Here is a 17098-nt window from a genome sequence, read left to right as displayed (position 1 = left end):
AGGCGGCACAGAGGCGACGCCTCCGTGGCTCATCCGTGGCGAATGGCCACGGTCTTCAGTCGAGTGTAGCTCTTGAGGCCTTCGAAGCCCTTTTCCCTGCCGTGCCCGGACTTGCCGACGCCGCCGAACGGCAGTTCGATGCCCCCTGCAGCGCCGTAGTTGTTGACGAACACCTGGCCGGAGCGAATGGCCTTGGCCAGGCGCAGCTGGCGGCCGCCGTCACGGGTCCATACGCCAGCGCACAGGCCGAAGTCGGTAGAATTGGCAAGACGTACCGCCTCGGCTTCATCCGCGAACGGCTGCACTACCAGTACCGGCCCGAACAACTCTTCGCGGCTGACGCCGTGGCCTTCGGGGACCTGTGTCAGCAGGTGAGGCACGACAAAGTGGCCGCCAGCAGGGGCATCGTCGGCAAGGCGGCCACGGGCAGCGATCTGGATACCGTCCTCTGTCGCTGCCTCGATCAAGGTCATCACCTTGTCTCGCTGACGGGCATTGATCAGCGCGCCACAGTCCGGGTCCTGCTCGCCGGCATCGCATACCAGCGCCTCGAAGCGGCGGGCCAGGGCGTCGACCACCTCGTCATGGATGCTGGCTTCGACCAGCAGTCGACTGCCGGCTGAACAGGTCTGACCGGCATTCTGAATGATGCCTCGCACCACGGCGTCTAGGGCGCTCTGGCGATCCGCGTCGGCGAACAGTAGCTGGGGCGACTTGCCACCGAGCTCCAGGGTGACCGGGACGTGGTGGACCGCCGCCGCCTGGGTGACCAGCGTGCCGGTATCCGGGGAGCCGGTGAAGGACAGGTGATCGATATCGGAATGCTCTGCCAGGGCAGCGCCGGCGACGCGACCGAGGCCCGGGACCACGTTGAGGGCGCCGTCTGGCAGGCCCGTGTCCACGGCCAGCTCGGCGAGTCGCAGCACACTGAGGCAGGCATCCTCGGCGGGTTTCAACACGCAGGTATTGCCCGCCGCCAGGGCTGCCGCCACGCAGCGTCCGAAGATCTGGGCGGGATAGTTCCAGGGGATGATCTGGGCGCAGACGCCGTAGGGTTCCCGCAGCGTCATCACCGCGTAGTCAGGGTCGAAGGGAATCGTCTCGCCGTGAAGCTTGTCCGCCGCGCCTGCATAGAAGCGGAAGTAGCGCGCGCAGGCGGCGATGTCGCCCCGTGCCTGACTGATGGGCTTGCCGGTATCGGCGCATTCAAGTGCCGCGAGATGGTCGGCATCGGCGTCGATGGCCTGGCTGAAGCGGTACAGCCATTCGCTGCGTGCCCGGGCAGACCAGCTTGCCCAGCTACCCAGCTCCCCGGCGAATGCCGCTCGGGCGGCCGCCACCGCGGCATCGACATCGTCGGCAGTGCTGGCGGCGATACGGGCAATCGGGTCGCCGCTGGCGGGACGCAAGACCTCGAGTGTCTCGCTGGTGGCATGCCATTGACCGCCAATCAGAGCGCCGGACGGTGGCTGGACGGGAAGTGTGTTCATGAAGGTCTCCGCAAGGATGAGAGGACCCGCGCCGGGCGACGCGGGCTAACGCGAGGTACAGGGTGTCAGTACAGCAGGTCCACCAGGCCCAACGAGATCCAGGGCAGGTAGGTGATGGCCATCAGGCAGGCCAGCACGACCAGAACAAAGCGCGCGAGCCACGGAATCAGCTGGTCGATGGACAGCTTGGCGACGGCGCAGGCGGCGAACAGATTGACGCCTAGCGGCGGGGTGAACATGCCGAGCGCCAGGTTGACCACCACGATCAGCCCGAAGTGCACCGGGTCGATGCCGTACTGCACGGCGATAGGCGTGAAGATAGGGGCCAGCACCAGAATGGCTGCCGAGGTTTCGACAAACATGCCGATCACCAGCAGCATCACGTTGACCGCCAGCAGGAAGCTCACCGGGCTCTCGAACACCTGGGTGACCCAGGCGGCGACTTCCCCAGGCAGTCCCGAGCGGCTGATCAGGAAGCTGAACAGAGCTGCGGCAGAGATGATCAGCATCACGGTGGCGGTAGAGATGACGCTCTGGCGCAGAATCGGCAGCAGTTCGCGCAGGGGAAGTTCACGGTAGACCAGCCCGCCGACGATCAGTGCATAGAACACCGCCACTGCAGAGGCCTCGGTGGGGGTGAAGACCCCGCCGTAGATACCGCCGATCACGACTACCGGCATCAGCAAGGCCGCCCAGGCGCGCCGCAGCGAGGAACCAAAGGAGGCACGATCTTCGCGGTCACGCAGGCCATAGCCTCTGAGCTTGCAGAAGACGTAGAGAAACAGCAGCAGCGCCGACCCGATCAGCAGCCCCGGCCCGATCCCCGCGATAAATAGGCGCCCAATCGAGGTGTCGGTGCTGACGCCGTAGAGAATCAGCGGAATGGACGGAGGGATCAATACCCCCAGTTCCGCCGAGGACGCCTGAATGGAGGCGGCCAGGGGACGCGGATAGTCATGGGCGACCATCGCCGGGATCAGGATCGAACCAATGGCAAAGGTGGTGGCCACGCTCGAGCCCGATACCGCAGCGAACAGCATGCAGGTCAGCACGCAGGTCATGGCCAGGCCGCCTTGCAGGCCCCCCACGATGGACTTGGCAAGGTCGACCAGGCGCTGGGAAATGCCACCGGCGGCCATCAGGTTGCCAGCCAGGATAAAGAAGGGAATCGCCATCAGCGGGAAGTTGTCGATGCCGACAAACATTTGCTGGGGCACCATCAGCAGCGGAAAGCGGGTAAAGAACTCGATGCCGATGACCGACGCCAGCAAAATCGAGACGGCAATCGGTACGCCAAGGGCAAACAGGATGATCAATGACAGGCCAATGGCAGCGTTCATGGTGTCTTCCTCCCCTCGTCGGCAGCGCTGGCGGTCGAGGTAGTTGATGCAGAGCTGGTAGATGCAGAGGGAGGCGTCGCCGGCGGTGCCAGGGGGGCTTCGGCGTCGGCCACGCCGATCGTCTCGCGCCCGGTCAACTGGGCGACCAGGCGAGTGATCACCGACAGCAGCGAGAAGGCCGCGCCGATCGGGATGGCGGCATAGATCCAGGCGATCGAAATGCCAACCCCAGAGAGCATCTGGTTCTGTACCCGCAGGGTCATTTGATAGCCATAGATCACCAGGATCGCCAGCACGATCATGCAGCACAGGGCAATCACGCTTTCCAGCACCTTCAGCGCAGGGGCCGGCACCAGCTTGTAGATCACCTCGACGGCCATCATGTAGCCGCCGCGGAAGGTGGCAGCAGCACCCATAAAGACGCACCAGATCATGGTGGAGCGGGCCATCACCTCGGACCAGGTAGACGGCGCATCGAAAACAAAGCGCGTCAGCACCTGGTAGAAGCCAAGACTGACCGAGGCCACCAGCATCAGCACCGCTGCGTACAGGGCGATCTGGGAAACGGCGCGCTCGAAGCGGAAGAACAGATCCAGCATGAGACGTTCCTCATCTCGAGTGACAGGGAGTCGGCCACGGGGAGCGCCTGGCCAGCCCGCGACAGGCGCTAGCTGGCCAGGCGCGTCCGAGTCACCCCGGACGACCCCGCGAGATCAGTTGCCGCAGTCGCTGGCGCGAATGCGATCGAGCATCTCGGAGCCGTACTCATCGGTATAGACCGAGTAAGACGGCTCGACGGCTGCCTGGAACTGTGCCTTGTCGATGTCCTCGACCACGGTCATGCCCTTGGCCTTGAGCTCTTCCACGCCCTCGGTCTCGAGTCGGGAGACCATGGCGCGGGTCGCTTCGGCACCGGCGTGGGCGGCTTCCATGAACCAGCCCTTCTGTTCGTCGGTGAGGCCGTCCCACAGGATTGGCGAGGCCAGCATGATGGCCGGCGAATAGACATGGCCGGTCAGCGACAGACGGTCCTGCACTTCCCACAGGTTACCGGTGAGAATCACCGAAATGGGGTTTTCCTGGCCGTCGACGGTGCCCTGTTGCAGTGCGGTAAACAGCTCCGGGAAGGCCATCGGCGTGGGGTGCACGCCCATCTCGTTAAACGCGGCCATGTGCATCTCGTTTTCCATGGTGCGAATCTTCAGCCCCTGGGCGTCTTCCGGAGTGTTGATATCACGCTGACTGTTGGTCATGTGGCGGAAGCCGTTTTCGGTCCAGGCGAGTCCCACGAGGTCATGTTCGCCGATCTTGTCCAGCAGGTCCTGGCCCACCTCGCCATCCAGCACGCAGCGGGCATGGGCGTAGTCCTTGAACAGGAACGGCAGGTCGAGCACATAGGTCTCCGGCACAAAGTTGCCGAGGGGGCCGGTGGAGGTGACGACGGCATCGATGGTGCCGATCTGCAGCCCCTCGATCATGGCGCGTTCGCCGCCAAGCGCGCCGGAGGATTGCTCATTGACGGTGAACTCTCCCCCGGACAGCTCCTCCAGGGTGGCCTTGAAGGCATCGATGCCCTCTGAGTAGTGCGAGCTGTCCGACGTGGTGTGGCCCACGGTGATGGTCTGGGCGGCCAGTGCCGGTAGCGAGAACAGGGCGGTGGCCACCGCCAGCAGGCATGGCCTGAGCGCCGTGGTGCCGAGAAGTGCCGGGCGAGAGCGCTGTTGAGCAGGATGAAGCGAGAGAGCGTGGCGTTGGGACATCGTCATTGTTGTTTCCTCTTTGCGGGATGACGCTTGGTGGCCGTGCGCTGGCACGACCGGACTAATGCTCGTGGTCGGCGATGTGGCTGCCCCGCCGCAGGCGTTCGAAGTAGTCGTCGCCCCCGATCTGGCCGCCTTTGAAGGCCACCTCCAGGGCGTGGTAGCGAGGATCGTCGCTGTGAGCCTGGCATAGCGGCGAGCCTGGGGTGTCCGGCAGCGGCAGCCGAACGGTCAGGGCGTGGATGTCCAGCGCGGCGATGGCGTGGCTCGATGTGTCGCCACCCGCCACACAGACGCGGCTCAGCCCCTGGTCATCGACCAGCCGCCTGAGCATCTCGCCCAATGACTTGCCGAGGCGGTGGCGGCTGGATTCCGCCGTCAGGCTGTCGTCGTGGCTGTCGGGGCCCATGGCGGTATGCACAATGATGCTGCGCCCCTTGTTCAATGCCTCAAGGGCCTCGCTCACCGCGCTGGCCATGACCTGCTGGCAGGAGACTGGATCGGCCAGGCGCCTGGCATCCACTTCAATGGTGTGAAAGTTGGCGTGCCGTCGGGCCCAGTCAATCTGCCGAGCCGTGGTACTCGAGACACTGCCAGAGACCACCGCAATCCGATCCACCGAGGGTAGCGGTGCAAATGCTGCTGGCCCCGCTAGCGTGCCCTGGCGCTGCCATTCGCGCAGCAGGGCGTATTCGACCCCTGAAGAGCCCACCACGAGGCCGCCACCAGAGGTCCCTGTGACACCAGGGCGCGTCCGCCACAGCTGGTAGCCCACCGCCTGCTGGTGGTGTGGCTCGAGCACGTCGAAGAGCACCGCGGATGACGCCGCCATCGCTTCATCCACATGGTCGTCGATATCTGGGTGAGTCAGGCTTGGCGCGGCGATCAGTCCAATCGACAGCGCTGTCTGCTCCCCCAGGTGGCGGCGCAGGTCGGCTTCTCGCATGGGGGTCACCGGATGACGCGCCATGACGGGGTGTCGGTCAATCCGATAGACCTGATCCTGGTAGGCGGCAAAGAGTTCGCCGAAGACGGTGTAGCGGCGCATCTGTGGCACGCCGACCACCAGCGGAATCGGGTTGTCACCGAAGACACTGCGGCCCACTTCCATGGCGCAGCCGATGCTGCCCACCTCGGGACTGCTGTCGAAGGTCGAGCAGGTCTTGTAGTGGGTCAGCTCGGCGCCTTGCTGGGCCAGCCAGTGGAAGGCCTGCTTGAGCTCGCGGCGCATCCACTCATTGGATTCGCTGCGGCTGGTGCCGGCGAGCCCCAGGGCTTGGCAGTGGGCGAAGCGCGCTCGCTGCTCGTCACTGGGGCGGCGGGTGAACAGCACGCTGAGCACGCCGTGGCTGGCGAGGGCTTCCAGTGCATCGGTGGAGCCGGTCAGATCGTCACCGTAGTAGCTCAGCAGCAGCTCGCTCATGGGCAGAAGGTCTCCAAGGCCTGGGCCAGTTCGCGGTGCTCGCGCGCATGCTCGGCAAGGGAAACCCCCTGGGCGGCTGCATCATAGGCCTGACGCAGGCTCCTGACGCCGGCGGCAATACCGCCGGGATGTGCCATGATGCCGCCCCCAGCGGTGACGATCATGTCGCTGGAGCCGCCCATGGCACGCCAGGTATCGATCGCCTGGCAGGCCGTCTGGTTGGAGGAGAACACCGGCATCACCGTATGGGCAGGGCCAGCAGCGGGAAACAGTGGGGTCAGGCAGGCCCTGGCACTGGCGGCAACGCTTGCGTCAGACTCCGAGAACTTGTTGGCCAGGCCATTGACATGAAGGTGGTCGGCCCCCGCCAGGCGCCAGAACGTTTGCCAGGCGGCGAAGTCCATCCCCAGCAGTGGGTCGCGACTGAACATGCCCCAGCCGGCACGATGGCCATGAATCGGCAGCTGACAGTGACGGCGCAGGTGGCTGACGCCGGCCAGACCCACCGCGTTGAGCGCCACCATGACACAGCTGCCGCCAGCGGCCAGCACGTGGTCGTGGTGGCGACGCATGTCGTCGATCTCGCCGGTGATATTGAACGCCACCATGACCTTGCGACCGGTCTTCTGCTGATGGGCATGGACCAGCGGCATGATGGCATCGACGCGAGCCTCCAATGGGTTGTGGGGACCATTGGCCTGAAGCTCGTCGTCCTTGATGAAGTCGATCCCGCCATCCAGCAGCTGCTGGACGACGCCGGCAGTGGCCTGTGGGTCCAGTCCCACGCTGGGCTTGATGATGGTGCCGATCAGCGGGCCCTGGCCAATCCCGGTCAGCTGTCGAGTGCCGGCGATGCCGAATTGAGGGCCAGGATACGCTCCGGCAAAGGCATCCGGCAGCTGGACGCTCTCGAGCCTGAGACCCGAGAATTCCTTCAACTCATACAGGTTGCCGGCCAGGGTGGCCATCAGCGTGGTCAGCGAAGGCCCCAGATTCTCCAGCGGCCAGGACAGCGTCACTCGAGCCCGTTGATAGCGCGTGCCGTCGGGTTGGGGGCGTGTCGGCATGGGCAAGGACGGCGTCGTGACGCTGTCGAGCAGCTCGATGGATTCCACCCTGGCGGCATGGCGCTCGCGCAACTCGTCGGTCTCCGCGGCCAGCCGGGTAAAGGTGCCGCAGGATTGCTCCCCGGCCATGACGTCGCAGGCATGGGCCACGTTGAACGGAGTCTCGATCAGATAGCGGGCTTCGATACGGCTCATGCCAGGGGCTCCTTGATCAGCGGGACGCGGGAGTGGGCGTCAGGTGATGCGCTGAATGCTGTCGGCGATGGCGTCAGGCTCGAAGACACGCTTCCAGTCGTCCCGCATCAGCATCGGCTTGCCGTTCTCGATGGCCTTGTTGCAGGCATCGGAGAAGGCACCTGGCTGCTCGTCGAAGATCACCGCGCCCAGGATATTGAGGTGGCCGAGCAGGAAGTCTCTCGCGCACTCGTGGCTGACGCCTCGGGCGACCACTTCATCCATGGCTTCCCGCATCACCGATAGCAGTGTGGCACAGACGGTCTCGGACAGACCGGGCTCAAGCAGGGCCATCTGTTCAACGCTGACCCGATGGCTGCGTCCGACTGGAGCGTAGATGGTGCGGGCCACGGACTCGCCGAGGGCAAAATGCTGTTCGTCACCCTGCATCAAGGCACTGACAATGTGCTGGGTGGCATGGCTGCCGCCAAAATAGTCGCGCTTGGCCTCCAGCGTGGTCTCGTCGTTGAAGATCGGCGGATGGCAGGGATGGGTCACGAAGTAGACCAGGTCGTCACGATCCGGCAGGTGACCGGCAAACGGTGCAGCGGCGTCCAGGCAGATCACCATGGTGCCAGGAGCGATGGACGGCGAAAGGTCGGCGGCAATCTTCTGAATCAATGTATCGGGCACGGCCAGGATGACCACATCTGCCCCCTTCACCGCCTGCTCGCCGCTGTCGACGCACTCGATCCCCAGCTCATCGCGAAGGCGCTGGCGCCCCTGCTCGCTGACTTCCACATGACGCACTTCAAAGTCCGAGGACGAGAGGTTGCGGGAGAGGCGGGCGCCCATCTTGCCGCCGGCGCCGATCAAGGCAATGCTGGTCATGGTCAGGTAACCTGTTCGAATGAGGAAGGAGGCAAGTCGTCGTGCAACTGGTATGATGACAATATAAGTGACCGATAGTGTCAAACACGACCTTGGTCGAGTGTCACGCTCGCGCCCCGTCATGGAGGCGATCCACGAGCCCAGACAGTGCAGGAAATGAGCCATGAGCGACTCGTTGAAGATTTCTCGCCGCAAGTTGTCCGACGAGGTGTTTGACCGGCTGTATCAACAGCTGCTGGAGGGAGCGTATGCGCCAGGCGACAGCCTGCCCTCCGAGCGTGAGCTGATGGAGTCCTTTGGGGTAGGGCGACCGGCTATTCGGGAGGCCGTGCAGGCTCTGGAACGTCTCGGCCTGGTAGCGATTCACCATGGGCAGCGGCCCAAGGTACTGACCCCCAGCGCCGACGGCATGCTGGCGCAGATCGAACTGACCGCCATGCACCTGCTGGCGACTGAGCCGGCAACGCTGGACCACCTGAAAGAGGCCAGGAAGTTCTTTGAGGTCGGCATGGTGGCGAGGGCGGCGCGCAAGCTGGCACCGAAGGACCTGGCGCGCCTCGAAGCGCTGGTTGCCCAGCAGAGGCGCGCGCTCAACCGAGACATCAAGGCCTTCATCGCGGCGGATATGGACTTTCACGTCGCCATCGCCGAGTCTACCGGGAACCCCATCTTCGTCGCCGTCAGTCGCGCCATGTTCGAATGGTTGGCCCGGTTTCACACCTCGCTGATTCACTGGAAGGGCAGCGAGCACGTGACGCTGGAAGAGCACGAGCGCATCCTGGCGGCACTCAAGAAGGCCGATGAAGGGGCCGCCATTCGCGAGATGCAGGCGCATCTGGAGCGGGCGCGCTCGGTGTACGCTCCGAGTTGATGGTTGGGCAATCATGTCAGGGGATCTAAGGAGTGGATACACAGCTGGTCTATGCGCTTGATCTGGCGGGCACCGTCGTGTTCGCGCTTTCGGGTATCTTGCTGGCATGCCGTTCGCGCATGGATCCCATCGGCATGCTGGTGCTGGCCGCCGTCACCGCCGTGGGCGGAGGCACGCTGCGCGATCTGGTGCTCGGTGTGGCTCCGGTTTTCTGGGTGCGTGATCCTGTCTATCTCTGGGTCATTCTGGCCACCGTCATGGGCGCCCTGGTGGGCTTTCACTACATCCACCGTCTCCACCGGGTGGTCCTGCCGGTAGCAGACGCCTTCGGCCTCGCGCTGTTTGTCATCATCGGCGCCAACAAGGCGTTGCTGCTGGACACCTCGGGGCTGGTCGCTGTTCTGATGGGGCTGTTTACCGGTGTCGCGGGCGGCATGGTCAGAGACGTGCTGGCGCGTCGCGTGCCCATGGTGCTGTGTCGCGAGGTGTACGCCACCGCCGCCATTGCCGGTGGGGTCGTATATGTGGTGTTAACTCGACTCGAGCTGCCAATGCTGGGGATCGTGCTGTCCCTGGCCACCACCCTAGGCTTGAGGCTTGCCGCCATCCGCTGGCAACTGGCGCTGCCCTTGGTGGCGTGGGTCGTGATCGAGCCGTCTGCGTCAGCCTCCCCCCCAGATGACACGTCCTCAGCGGCTGAAGCTTCGTTAGCGCACGAGCAACGGCGCGATGCCTCTACGGCTGCCCCTCAAGCGCCTTTGAGTCCTGCACCGGCACGCCCCAAGATGCGCGTTCGCCTGGTGTCCCGTCGCAAGGCGGCACGGCTGTGGCCTGATGAGGACGACGGCCACTAGGGCTTGTCTGAAAAGTGCCTGCGCTCGGTAATACGGCGTTAAAAATCAGCTGGTACGCCAGCCCGGTCAAAATGCTCATTTACCCCCTGTAAACTGCGCTTTCTCACCGATTTTTGCCTTGTCTAACCTTCGCTCGTCGACTTTTCGTACAAACCCTAGGCAAGTGTCGTTGACGGCGTGATCAACTATCTTGCCAGAAACGCACCGCCTGTCTGAAAAGCGCCGTATGGCGTGCACAGGTGGTGTGCCGACGTTACCGGGGCAAGGGGGCGCGCAATGGGACAGTGGCAGAGGTGTCGGCGACTGCAGCGCAGGCTGCTGTATGTGGTGCTGGTGGGGTTAGCCTGGGCGGCCCCTGCGTCGGCATATGACGCTGGCGATGTATCCACACGCGTTGCTGACGATTCACCTGCTAGCCACGCACCTGCCTACGCCTTGGTCCCTGTCCATGAGGCAGGTGTGCTGGAGGCCCGCTCGCGCCAGGCGGCGGGGGAAATTCGTGCCAGCTACGATGGAGCCTTGGAATCCCTGCCCAATGACAAGCAGCGTCACTATGCACAGCGACTGTGGCGACTGACCGGCGATCCCGCCTATCTTTGCTGGAATCGTCAGTACGCCCAGCGCCTGCTGCAACAGCTGGCGCGTGACGCCGCCACGGTGGAGGATCCTGCGGCGCTGCGCTCACGTAATCGCCAGTTGCTCGAGGGCTATCCCGAGACTCGGGCCAAGCAGCGGCGGCGTAAGGCGATGCTGGCGGACTATCCACAGATGATGTTGCCGATGGGAATCCTGTTTCGGCTGACCCAGGCTCAGTATCACGGTCTGCTGGAGGGTCTGCCTCCCGGCCAGTACGCGTCACTCAAGCGGGCGCTTGACGAGGTCGACTGGCACGCCTTCCTGACCGACCCCGAGGTTATCTCTGTCTATGCGGCCCAGGTCGCCAATCAGGCGACGTTTCTCGCTGAGCTGGGTATCGTCGATCTACGTGACGACGTGGCGTCGGCCTTTCGCTCGCTGTACCCGGAGGAGCGGATCGCCGAGCTGTCTTCCGCCTACTACCACAATTGGCTCTACGGCCTGACGCATTTTGTGATCGCCGCCAGTCGCTACTATCAGCGCACTGCCCAACATCGGTCGGTCGACTGGGCGGTGGAAGCACTGGTGTCCCAGTCCTCTGCACTGGCCCAGGTCAAGACGGATATCGTGGCCGAGGTCGCGCTCTCGCTGCAGCTCGGGGGACGTGCGGATCACCCACTGGTGGATACGCTGCATGCCATCCTGCTGGAGCGTCGTGATCCCTCCACGGGAATCCTGCCAGGCACCGACGGCAGCCTCGATCTGGCCAGTGGAGAGCATCGCAATGTGCTGGCCATCATGACCCTGGGCTGGACCGGTAGTCTTTACCCGGGACCTTTCCTGACACTGGAAGAAGGAGATGCCGCAGTGGCCTGTGGGGCAGGTGAGCCAGGCTTACGCGAGACAGGCTCACGAGAGGCAGTCGAAGGATCGGTACCATAACCCTCCGGGGCCGTGGGATGGCTCCGCAGCGGCGGGCAGCTGGCGGCTCAGTGAGTCACGCAGGCGGTAGTAGAGAGGGTCGAGCAGGGGGTTGCGTTCGCGCTCGGCGAGATCATTGTCGATATAGTAGGCGCGCCTGACGCCGCAGTATTGAATGGTGTCGCTGGCGGATTGGAAGCGAAACCCGGATAAGGTCAAAAGCCTTGCCAGCGGCGGTTCCATCAAGGCATACAGATGGCGACGAGAGGTCAGTCCCGCCAGCGCGTGGGCACTGAGAAACAGGCCGGTGACGATCAGCGGAAAGGCGCGACGCTCCTCTGGCGGGAACTGGGCGAGCTGGATGTCTTCGTCCGCTGCCTGGGCTCGGAAGAGCCGTGATATGGCCAGGCGCGAGATCTCTGCGACGTCGCGGCCTTGATGTTGCTGGGGGTGAAGCTCTCGGTTGCTGAATACATGTCGAGTGGCATCGATGACGGGCAGGTGGTCAGGGCGATCCGGCGGCGGAAACACCAGTCTCACGCACCCGGCAGCTAGTCCACTGGCCCGGTGCTCGACCAGGCAGTGCAAGGCCTGGTCGTCGAAGTCATCGTGCTCCTGATTGGCGTCATGGCTGCCAGGCAACGCGTAGTTCAGCTCGCGTAGAAACACATCGTGGCGCAGAGAATAGACCCGCTCACGGTCCTCGGCGGTACGTACAAGAATGACGCGAAATTGATCGGCAAATTGCTCTAGCAAGCGTTGCCGCTGCGTCGAACTGTGCGCCTCATCTGCTGGCATGGACGGTGACCTCCCTGTTGTCGGTTCCTGCCTGTCGCGGGGAGGTGGCATACCCGCTCAAGATGCGCTCCTCCCCTTGTTATTAAGGTCCCTTTAATATGCACTATTTCCCGTGGTGCGTATTGTTCACTGGATTGAAGTCGAAGACCTCTTCGAACGGCACCGGGCGGCCCAGGTGATAGCCCTGGCCGTAGGCAATGTTGTAAGACGACAGCAGAGGGATCAGGGCCTCCTGATCCACAAACTCGGCGACGGCCTGCTTGCCGAAGCCGGTGGCAATGTCGGAAACCGCCTTGACGATCACACGACTATCGGGGCTGGTGGCCAGGCTACGGATGAAGGAGCCATCGATCTTGATGTAGTCGACGGGCAGCTGACCCAGGTAGTGGAAGCTCGAGAAGCCCACCCCGAAGTCATCCAGCGCCGTACGGCAGCCCAGGTCGCGAACGCTCTGCAGTACGCCTCGTGCCGTCGAAAAGTCGGTCACGGCAGCGGTTTCGGTGACTTCCAGCACCAGGTGGTGGGGATCCGCCTGGCTGGTCTCAAGCAAGTCCGCCAGGAATTGCTTGAGACCCTCGTCATGCAGTGACTGGCCAGACAGGTTCACCGCCAGGCTGATGCCGTCAAGGCGCGCCAGGGCGTGCACGCAGTGGTGCAGCACCCAGCGATCGATGGCCACGATCTGACCGGAGTGCTCTGCCACCGGGATAAAGCGAGCGGGAGAGATCAGGCTGCCATCGTCATCACGCAACCGCAGCAGCACCTCGTAGTGACGGATGGAGCGGTCTTCAAGCTTGACGATGGGTTGCACCATCAACACAAAGTCGCCGTCGACCAGCGCACGGCGGATACGGTCTACCCAGTAGACGCGCTCATTCAACTCGTCACGAGCGTTCTCCAGCGTGGCCAGCAGGTGCCAGCGTTGGAGGTTGCTGGCCTTGGCCTTGTACATGGCTACGTCGGCGCTGGCCATCAGGTCTGCAGGTGTGGCCCCTTCACTGGGGAAGGGGACGATGCCTATGCTGGCAGTGATCCTGTGGCGGCGGCCTTCGGCAACAAAGCCGAGGCTTTCGAACAGCTGGTTCAGGTGCTGGGCAATGCGTATGGCATGATCCTCGTCCACGCCATTCAGCAGCAACGCAAACTCATCTCCCCCGAGACGTGCGATCACCCCGCGGTGGGCATACTCCTGCTGCAGCAAGCGGGCCACGGTGTGCAGCATGCGGTCGCCTGCGTGATGACCGCTGAGTTCATTGACCTCCTTGAACTGGTCCAGATCCAGCAGCATCACTGCACCGTGTTCGCCACGGCTCAGTGCACGCCGCAGGGATTCGAGGAAGAAGCGTCGATTGTAGAGCTCTGTGAGCGGATCGCGCTCGGCGAGCCAGGTCAGGCGAGACTCGGCCGCCTTGCGTTCAGTGATATCAAGGCCGACCGAAATCCGTGCCAGAGACGTGCTGTCGCGGCCCAGTAGGGGGCTGTGGTACCAGATGATGGTGCGTAGCTCACCATCGGGCAGGGTCAGGGTCCGCTCCTCCTGCAGTCGGGACGAGCCTGGCGTGGTGGCCTCCAGCGCAGCATCGAAGATGTCGTCGAAACGGCGTCCCAGCAGTTCGCGAGACGGACACCTCAGCTGCTGTTCGAGGTAGGCGTTGATCATGTCGATACGTCCTTCCTCGTCCTGGGTCAGGATATAGACCTGGGCGGTATCGATCAGGCTGCTGATGAAGTCTCGCTCCCGGGCCAGCTCCTCGATCCGGCGAGCCAGCTCTTCACCACGCTGGCTGACCTGCTGTTGCAGGCGCTCGAGATGGTCGGCGAGGGTCAGTGTGCTGGCTTCCAGCACATCGATCTCGTCCGGTAGGCGGCGTGGCGCCAGCGGCAGCGCATCACGCGCCTGGGAGAAGCCGCCTCGAGCCAGTAATGGCAGCACCGAGGCCACGCGGCGCAGGCGGGCCATGGGCCGCAGCAGAATCGCCAGCAGCAGCAGTTCAGCCGATAGCCAGCCAAACAGGCTCGCGATCATCTGGGTGCGGGTGTCCAGCTGGATGGCATGAATCTGCGTGGTGATGTCGGACATCAGCACAAAGTAGGCGGGCGCACGTGTTCCGGAGGATGAGGTCAGCGGCACAGCCGACAGCTCGAGATGGCGACCGTCCTGCTGTATGCGCAGTGGCGTTCGCGCCAGGTCCTCGAGCGAGCGCTTGCGACTTGCCTGCCTGAGCAGCGCCAGGCTGTGGGGCGCATTGGTCACGGCCTGCACGCGCCCTTGCCAGTCAGGCAGCTGTCGCTCGGCCTGGGTGCCTGGCCCTTGGTCGTCGCTGGCCACAAGGCTGATCAGCGCCACCTCGCTGGTCGAGATATCGCGGGTCTGGCGGGTCACGTCGGCCAGGGAACGCGATAGCAGCAAAGCTCCGGAACTGCCGCCATCGGCCAGAATGGGGACCACGGCATACTGGCGGCACTGGGGGGCACACTCAAGAGGGGATAAGGGGCGCTCCTCACGCATGACGGTGGTCATCCAGCGCGTGTAGCGAGAGGGCGCCTGCTGGTCCGGTTCGCCTCCCAGCGCCATGACCTGGCCAGCCTGGTCGTCGTACACCAGCATGCGTTCAACGCCGGCTTCCAGCTGCAGTGAGGGCCACAGCGATGCCAGATCCGGTGACAGCTCGGCAGCCGACGAGGGCAGAGTGGGGCGGCGTAGTGCGGGACCCAGGTCAGGAGACGCGGCAATGAGTCCCGCCAGCTGCTGCAAGCCGTTCTCCGAGCGGCGGATGGCAAATTCGAGCTCTCGTTGCTGGCGCTCGATCTGTTCCTGGCGGGAGGCCGTGAACTGCCGCGTGAGGTTGGTGTAGGAGAGGTACGTGAAGAGCACCGCCAGGGCGACCAGCAATAGGCTGGTCAGCGTCACCACACGCCAGGTCAAGCCCAGGCGCAAGCGCTGGGATCGGCTATCGGAAGCACGTGACATCAGAACCTCAACGACAGCTGAAAGAGCCACATGTCCCAGCTGCGCTCTGTATCACGCGGGTCCGGATTGTCCTGCACCGGTAGCCAGGCAGTGCCGTCCACGTGGTGGTACTCCCCCGCCAGCATGACGCGGCTATGGGGCTGCCACTGCAACCCGAAGGTCCAGTCGTTGGCGTACTGGGAATAGCTCGGCCCACGGCCCTCGCGTTCGTAGTCGTTGCCGTTACGGTCATCGCGGTCGTTGACCAGGCTGTCGTAGCGAATCAGCCAGCGCCAGTCGTCGAGAAAACGGCGACGGTACTGCACGTACCAGCTTTCGCCCTGGTTCTTGTTGTCCTCGAACGCATTGAACCCGGCCAGCTCGACATCGCGCAGGGCATACTCCGCCGTCAGACTCCATTGCTCGGCATTGTATTGCGCGGAAAATATCCAGGGTTGGAAGTCCAGCTTGCCGTCTCCGGGAGAGGCTCCGGGAGAGTCATAGTCGGCCTTGACGGACGCGGCACTCAAGGCGAACACCATGCGTCCACCATCATGTTCATAGCGGACCTGACCCACCAGCGAGGTATCGGCGTCGAAGGAGCCCGGCAGGACATCCAGGCCGAGGACCTCTTCGACGTCATCGTCGACCTGAGCCTGGCCGACCCCGAGCTGGGTATGAATCACGCCATCGTTGATGCGCTCTTCGTGATAGAGCTTCAGGCCGTCGGCGGAAAGTCCCAGCGAACGTGTGCGATCGAAGTAGATCGACTGGGGAAGCAGGATACTGGGGCGAGTGAAGGCAACGTCACGGGTCTGGTTGTAGAAGCCGAAAGGGTTCTTGAAGCGCCCAAGTTGCACGCCGAAAGTGCGCTCTGTGTTGGACAGCAGCTGCCAGTCGGCGATTCCGTAGTCGAGCTCGATGGAGCCATTGTCGATCCCTCCGGCGCGACGACTCAATGCCTGTGCTGCGAGCAGCAGGTTCTCCGTGGGCCGAATCGATGCGTTGATGCCCAGCTCTGTATAGTCCCAGCTGCCGCCGCTGTCGCTGCTGTCACCAAACATGTTGTTGTCGTCGGTGATGACCAGCGCCTGGCTGAGGAAACCATGAACCTGAACCGTATCCAACGGGCTGGCATGTGCCTTGGCCTGGCAGGCCAGCACCAGCGTCGCCAACAGGCCTAGCCGGGCCGGCGATACGCGGAGTAGGCCATGGCGTTGAGGCTCTCGCCCCGTGGCATGATAGTGGCCGCCGTGGATGCCAGGCGAAAATGGCTCGCGGCAAGCTGATAGCGCTTCGCTAATCCCTGCTGATGGCTTGGACGCGCTCATCCAGGTACTCCCTTTCGATGTAGCCGATGGCACCTGGGGTGGACGCCACCGTGTCAATCATGTCCCGCTGGCTGCGCACGCGGTGGGGTGCCTGGCCAGTGCCGGAAAATACAATGCGGTCCCATGCCAACTGCAGTTGGTGGGGATAGACGGAGAGCCATTGTTTGACGAAGGCCCCGTGAACCGGGTCGTCGTTGGCCAGTACGTAAACTTCCGCCGCATGGCCGTCGGGCCAGGTGCGAAGACGCATGGCAAAGATCGCCCTGAGCGTGTCTCGGTCCAGCTCCTGCAGGGCGACGCCAGGGTGTGCGATGACGGCGACGTCAGTCGGGGGCTTTCCCCACGCGGTCGTGCCGACGAGCCCTCCTGTCAGCAGAGCCGTACATACGCAGAACAGGAGGCGAAGAGCAGCCTTGCGCATCAATGCAGCCTCTCGATCGCCCCGCTAGCGGGCAGATGTCGCCTGGAGAGTGGCATCCACGGTGTCATAAAGGTCTGAGTTCCCTGCTTGGCTTCCTTGCGTCATGGCGCCTGCGCGGTATAGGCGACGGCAGCGCCATGCAAGAGCGGATAGCCTTATGTCTTTACGCATGTCATGCGTCTGTATTGTGCTTTAACAAGCTTATCCTAAGGAGAGCCAATGTGCGGCAAA

Annotated in this window: 14 protein-coding genes; 3 read left to right on the top strand and 11 right to left on the bottom strand. The window is 63.7% G+C overall.

Going from position 1 to position 17098, the window contains the following annotated elements:
• Positions 1–29 precede the first annotated feature (29 nt).
• The 7 genes from JF545_RS09185 to JF545_RS09155 form a co-directional block, all read right to left on the bottom strand.
• Positions 30–1490 (bottom strand): aldehyde dehydrogenase family protein, encoded by a 1461-nt coding sequence (locus JF545_RS09185; protein WP_206941457.1) that lies wholly within the window; start codon positions 1488–1490, stop codon positions 30–32.
• Positions 1491–1555: 65 nt separating this feature from the next.
• Positions 1556–2830: a TRAP transporter large permease gene (locus tag JF545_RS09180; protein WP_206941456.1), complete on the bottom strand. Its 1275-nt coding sequence runs from the start codon at positions 2828–2830 to the stop codon at positions 1556–1558.
• Positions 2827–3429, bottom strand: a complete 603-nt coding sequence (locus JF545_RS09175; protein ID WP_206941455.1) for a TRAP transporter small permease — start codon at positions 3427–3429, stop codon at positions 2827–2829. The genes JF545_RS09180 and JF545_RS09175 overlap by 4 nt, the downstream gene beginning before the upstream one ends.
• Positions 3430–3543: 114 nt before the next feature.
• Positions 3544–4596, bottom strand: coding sequence for a TRAP transporter substrate-binding protein (locus JF545_RS09170; RefSeq protein ID WP_206941454.1), 1053 nt, complete (start codon positions 4594–4596; stop codon positions 3544–3546).
• Positions 4597–4651: 55 nt separating this feature from the next.
• Positions 4652–6013 carry a four-carbon acid sugar kinase family protein gene (locus JF545_RS09165; RefSeq protein WP_206941452.1) on the bottom strand — a complete coding sequence of 454 codons (1362 nt, stop codon included), beginning with the start codon at positions 6011–6013 and terminating at the stop codon, positions 4652–4654.
• Complete coding sequence (locus JF545_RS09160; RefSeq protein WP_206941450.1) at positions 6010–7275, bottom strand: ribulose-bisphosphate carboxylase large subunit family protein; 1266 nt, start codon at positions 7273–7275, stop codon at positions 6010–6012. Before JF545_RS09160 ends, JF545_RS09165 begins: the two co-directional genes overlap by 4 nt.
• Positions 7276–7314: 39 nt before the next feature.
• Entirely contained in the window at positions 7315–8145 is an 831-nt protein-coding gene (locus JF545_RS09155) for a phosphogluconate dehydrogenase C-terminal domain-containing protein (RefSeq protein ID WP_206941448.1), read from the bottom strand.
• A gap of 163 nt (positions 8146–8308) precedes the next feature.
• Between JF545_RS09155 and nanR the strand changes: the two genes are divergently transcribed.
• From nanR to JF545_RS09140, 3 genes are all read left to right on the top strand, one after another.
• Positions 8309–9016, top strand: a complete 708-nt coding sequence (nanR, locus tag JF545_RS09150) for a transcriptional regulator NanR (RefSeq protein WP_206941446.1) — start codon at positions 8309–8311, stop codon at positions 9014–9016.
• A 32-nt stretch (positions 9017–9048) separates the two neighbouring features.
• Positions 9049–9870 (top strand): trimeric intracellular cation channel family protein, encoded by an 822-nt coding sequence (locus tag JF545_RS09145; RefSeq protein ID WP_224908485.1) that lies wholly within the window; start codon positions 9049–9051, stop codon positions 9868–9870.
• Between the two features lie 459 nt (positions 9871–10329).
• Positions 10330–11388 (top strand): DUF3541 domain-containing protein, encoded by a 1059-nt coding sequence (locus tag JF545_RS09140; protein ID WP_206941444.1) that lies wholly within the window; start codon positions 10330–10332, stop codon positions 11386–11388.
• Here JF545_RS09140 and JF545_RS09135 read toward each other — a convergent pair.
• From JF545_RS09135 to JF545_RS09120, 4 genes are all read right to left on the bottom strand, one after another.
• The gene (locus JF545_RS09135; RefSeq protein ID WP_206941442.1) at positions 11356–12165 is read right to left on the bottom strand and encodes a PEP-CTERM/exosortase system-associated acyltransferase; all 810 of its coding nucleotides are present in this window, start codon (positions 12163–12165) and stop codon (positions 11356–11358) included. The two genes, JF545_RS09140 and JF545_RS09135, sit on opposite strands and share 33 nt — an antisense overlap.
• A 103-nt stretch (positions 12166–12268) precedes the next feature.
• Positions 12269–15136 carry a bifunctional diguanylate cyclase/phosphodiesterase gene (locus JF545_RS09130; protein WP_206941440.1) on the bottom strand — a complete coding sequence of 956 codons (2868 nt, stop codon included), beginning with the start codon at positions 15134–15136 and terminating at the stop codon, positions 12269–12271.
• Positions 15136–16446: a hypothetical protein gene (locus JF545_RS09125; protein ID WP_242520758.1), complete on the bottom strand. Its 1311-nt coding sequence runs from the start codon at positions 16444–16446 to the stop codon at positions 15136–15138. Before JF545_RS09125 ends, JF545_RS09130 begins: the two co-directional genes overlap by 1 nt.
• The gene (locus JF545_RS09120; protein ID WP_224851969.1) at positions 16415–16867 is read right to left on the bottom strand and encodes a hypothetical protein; all 453 of its coding nucleotides are present in this window, start codon (positions 16865–16867) and stop codon (positions 16415–16417) included. Before JF545_RS09120 ends, JF545_RS09125 begins: the two co-directional genes overlap by 32 nt.
• Positions 16868–17098 lie beyond the last annotated feature (231 nt).

The sequence above is a fragment of the Halomonas litopenaei genome (assembly GCF_017303055.1).
Taxonomy (GTDB): Bacteria; Pseudomonadota; Gammaproteobacteria; order Pseudomonadales; family Halomonadaceae; genus Halomonas; species Halomonas litopenaei_A.
This window is presented reverse-complemented; position numbering and strand designations above follow the sequence as displayed.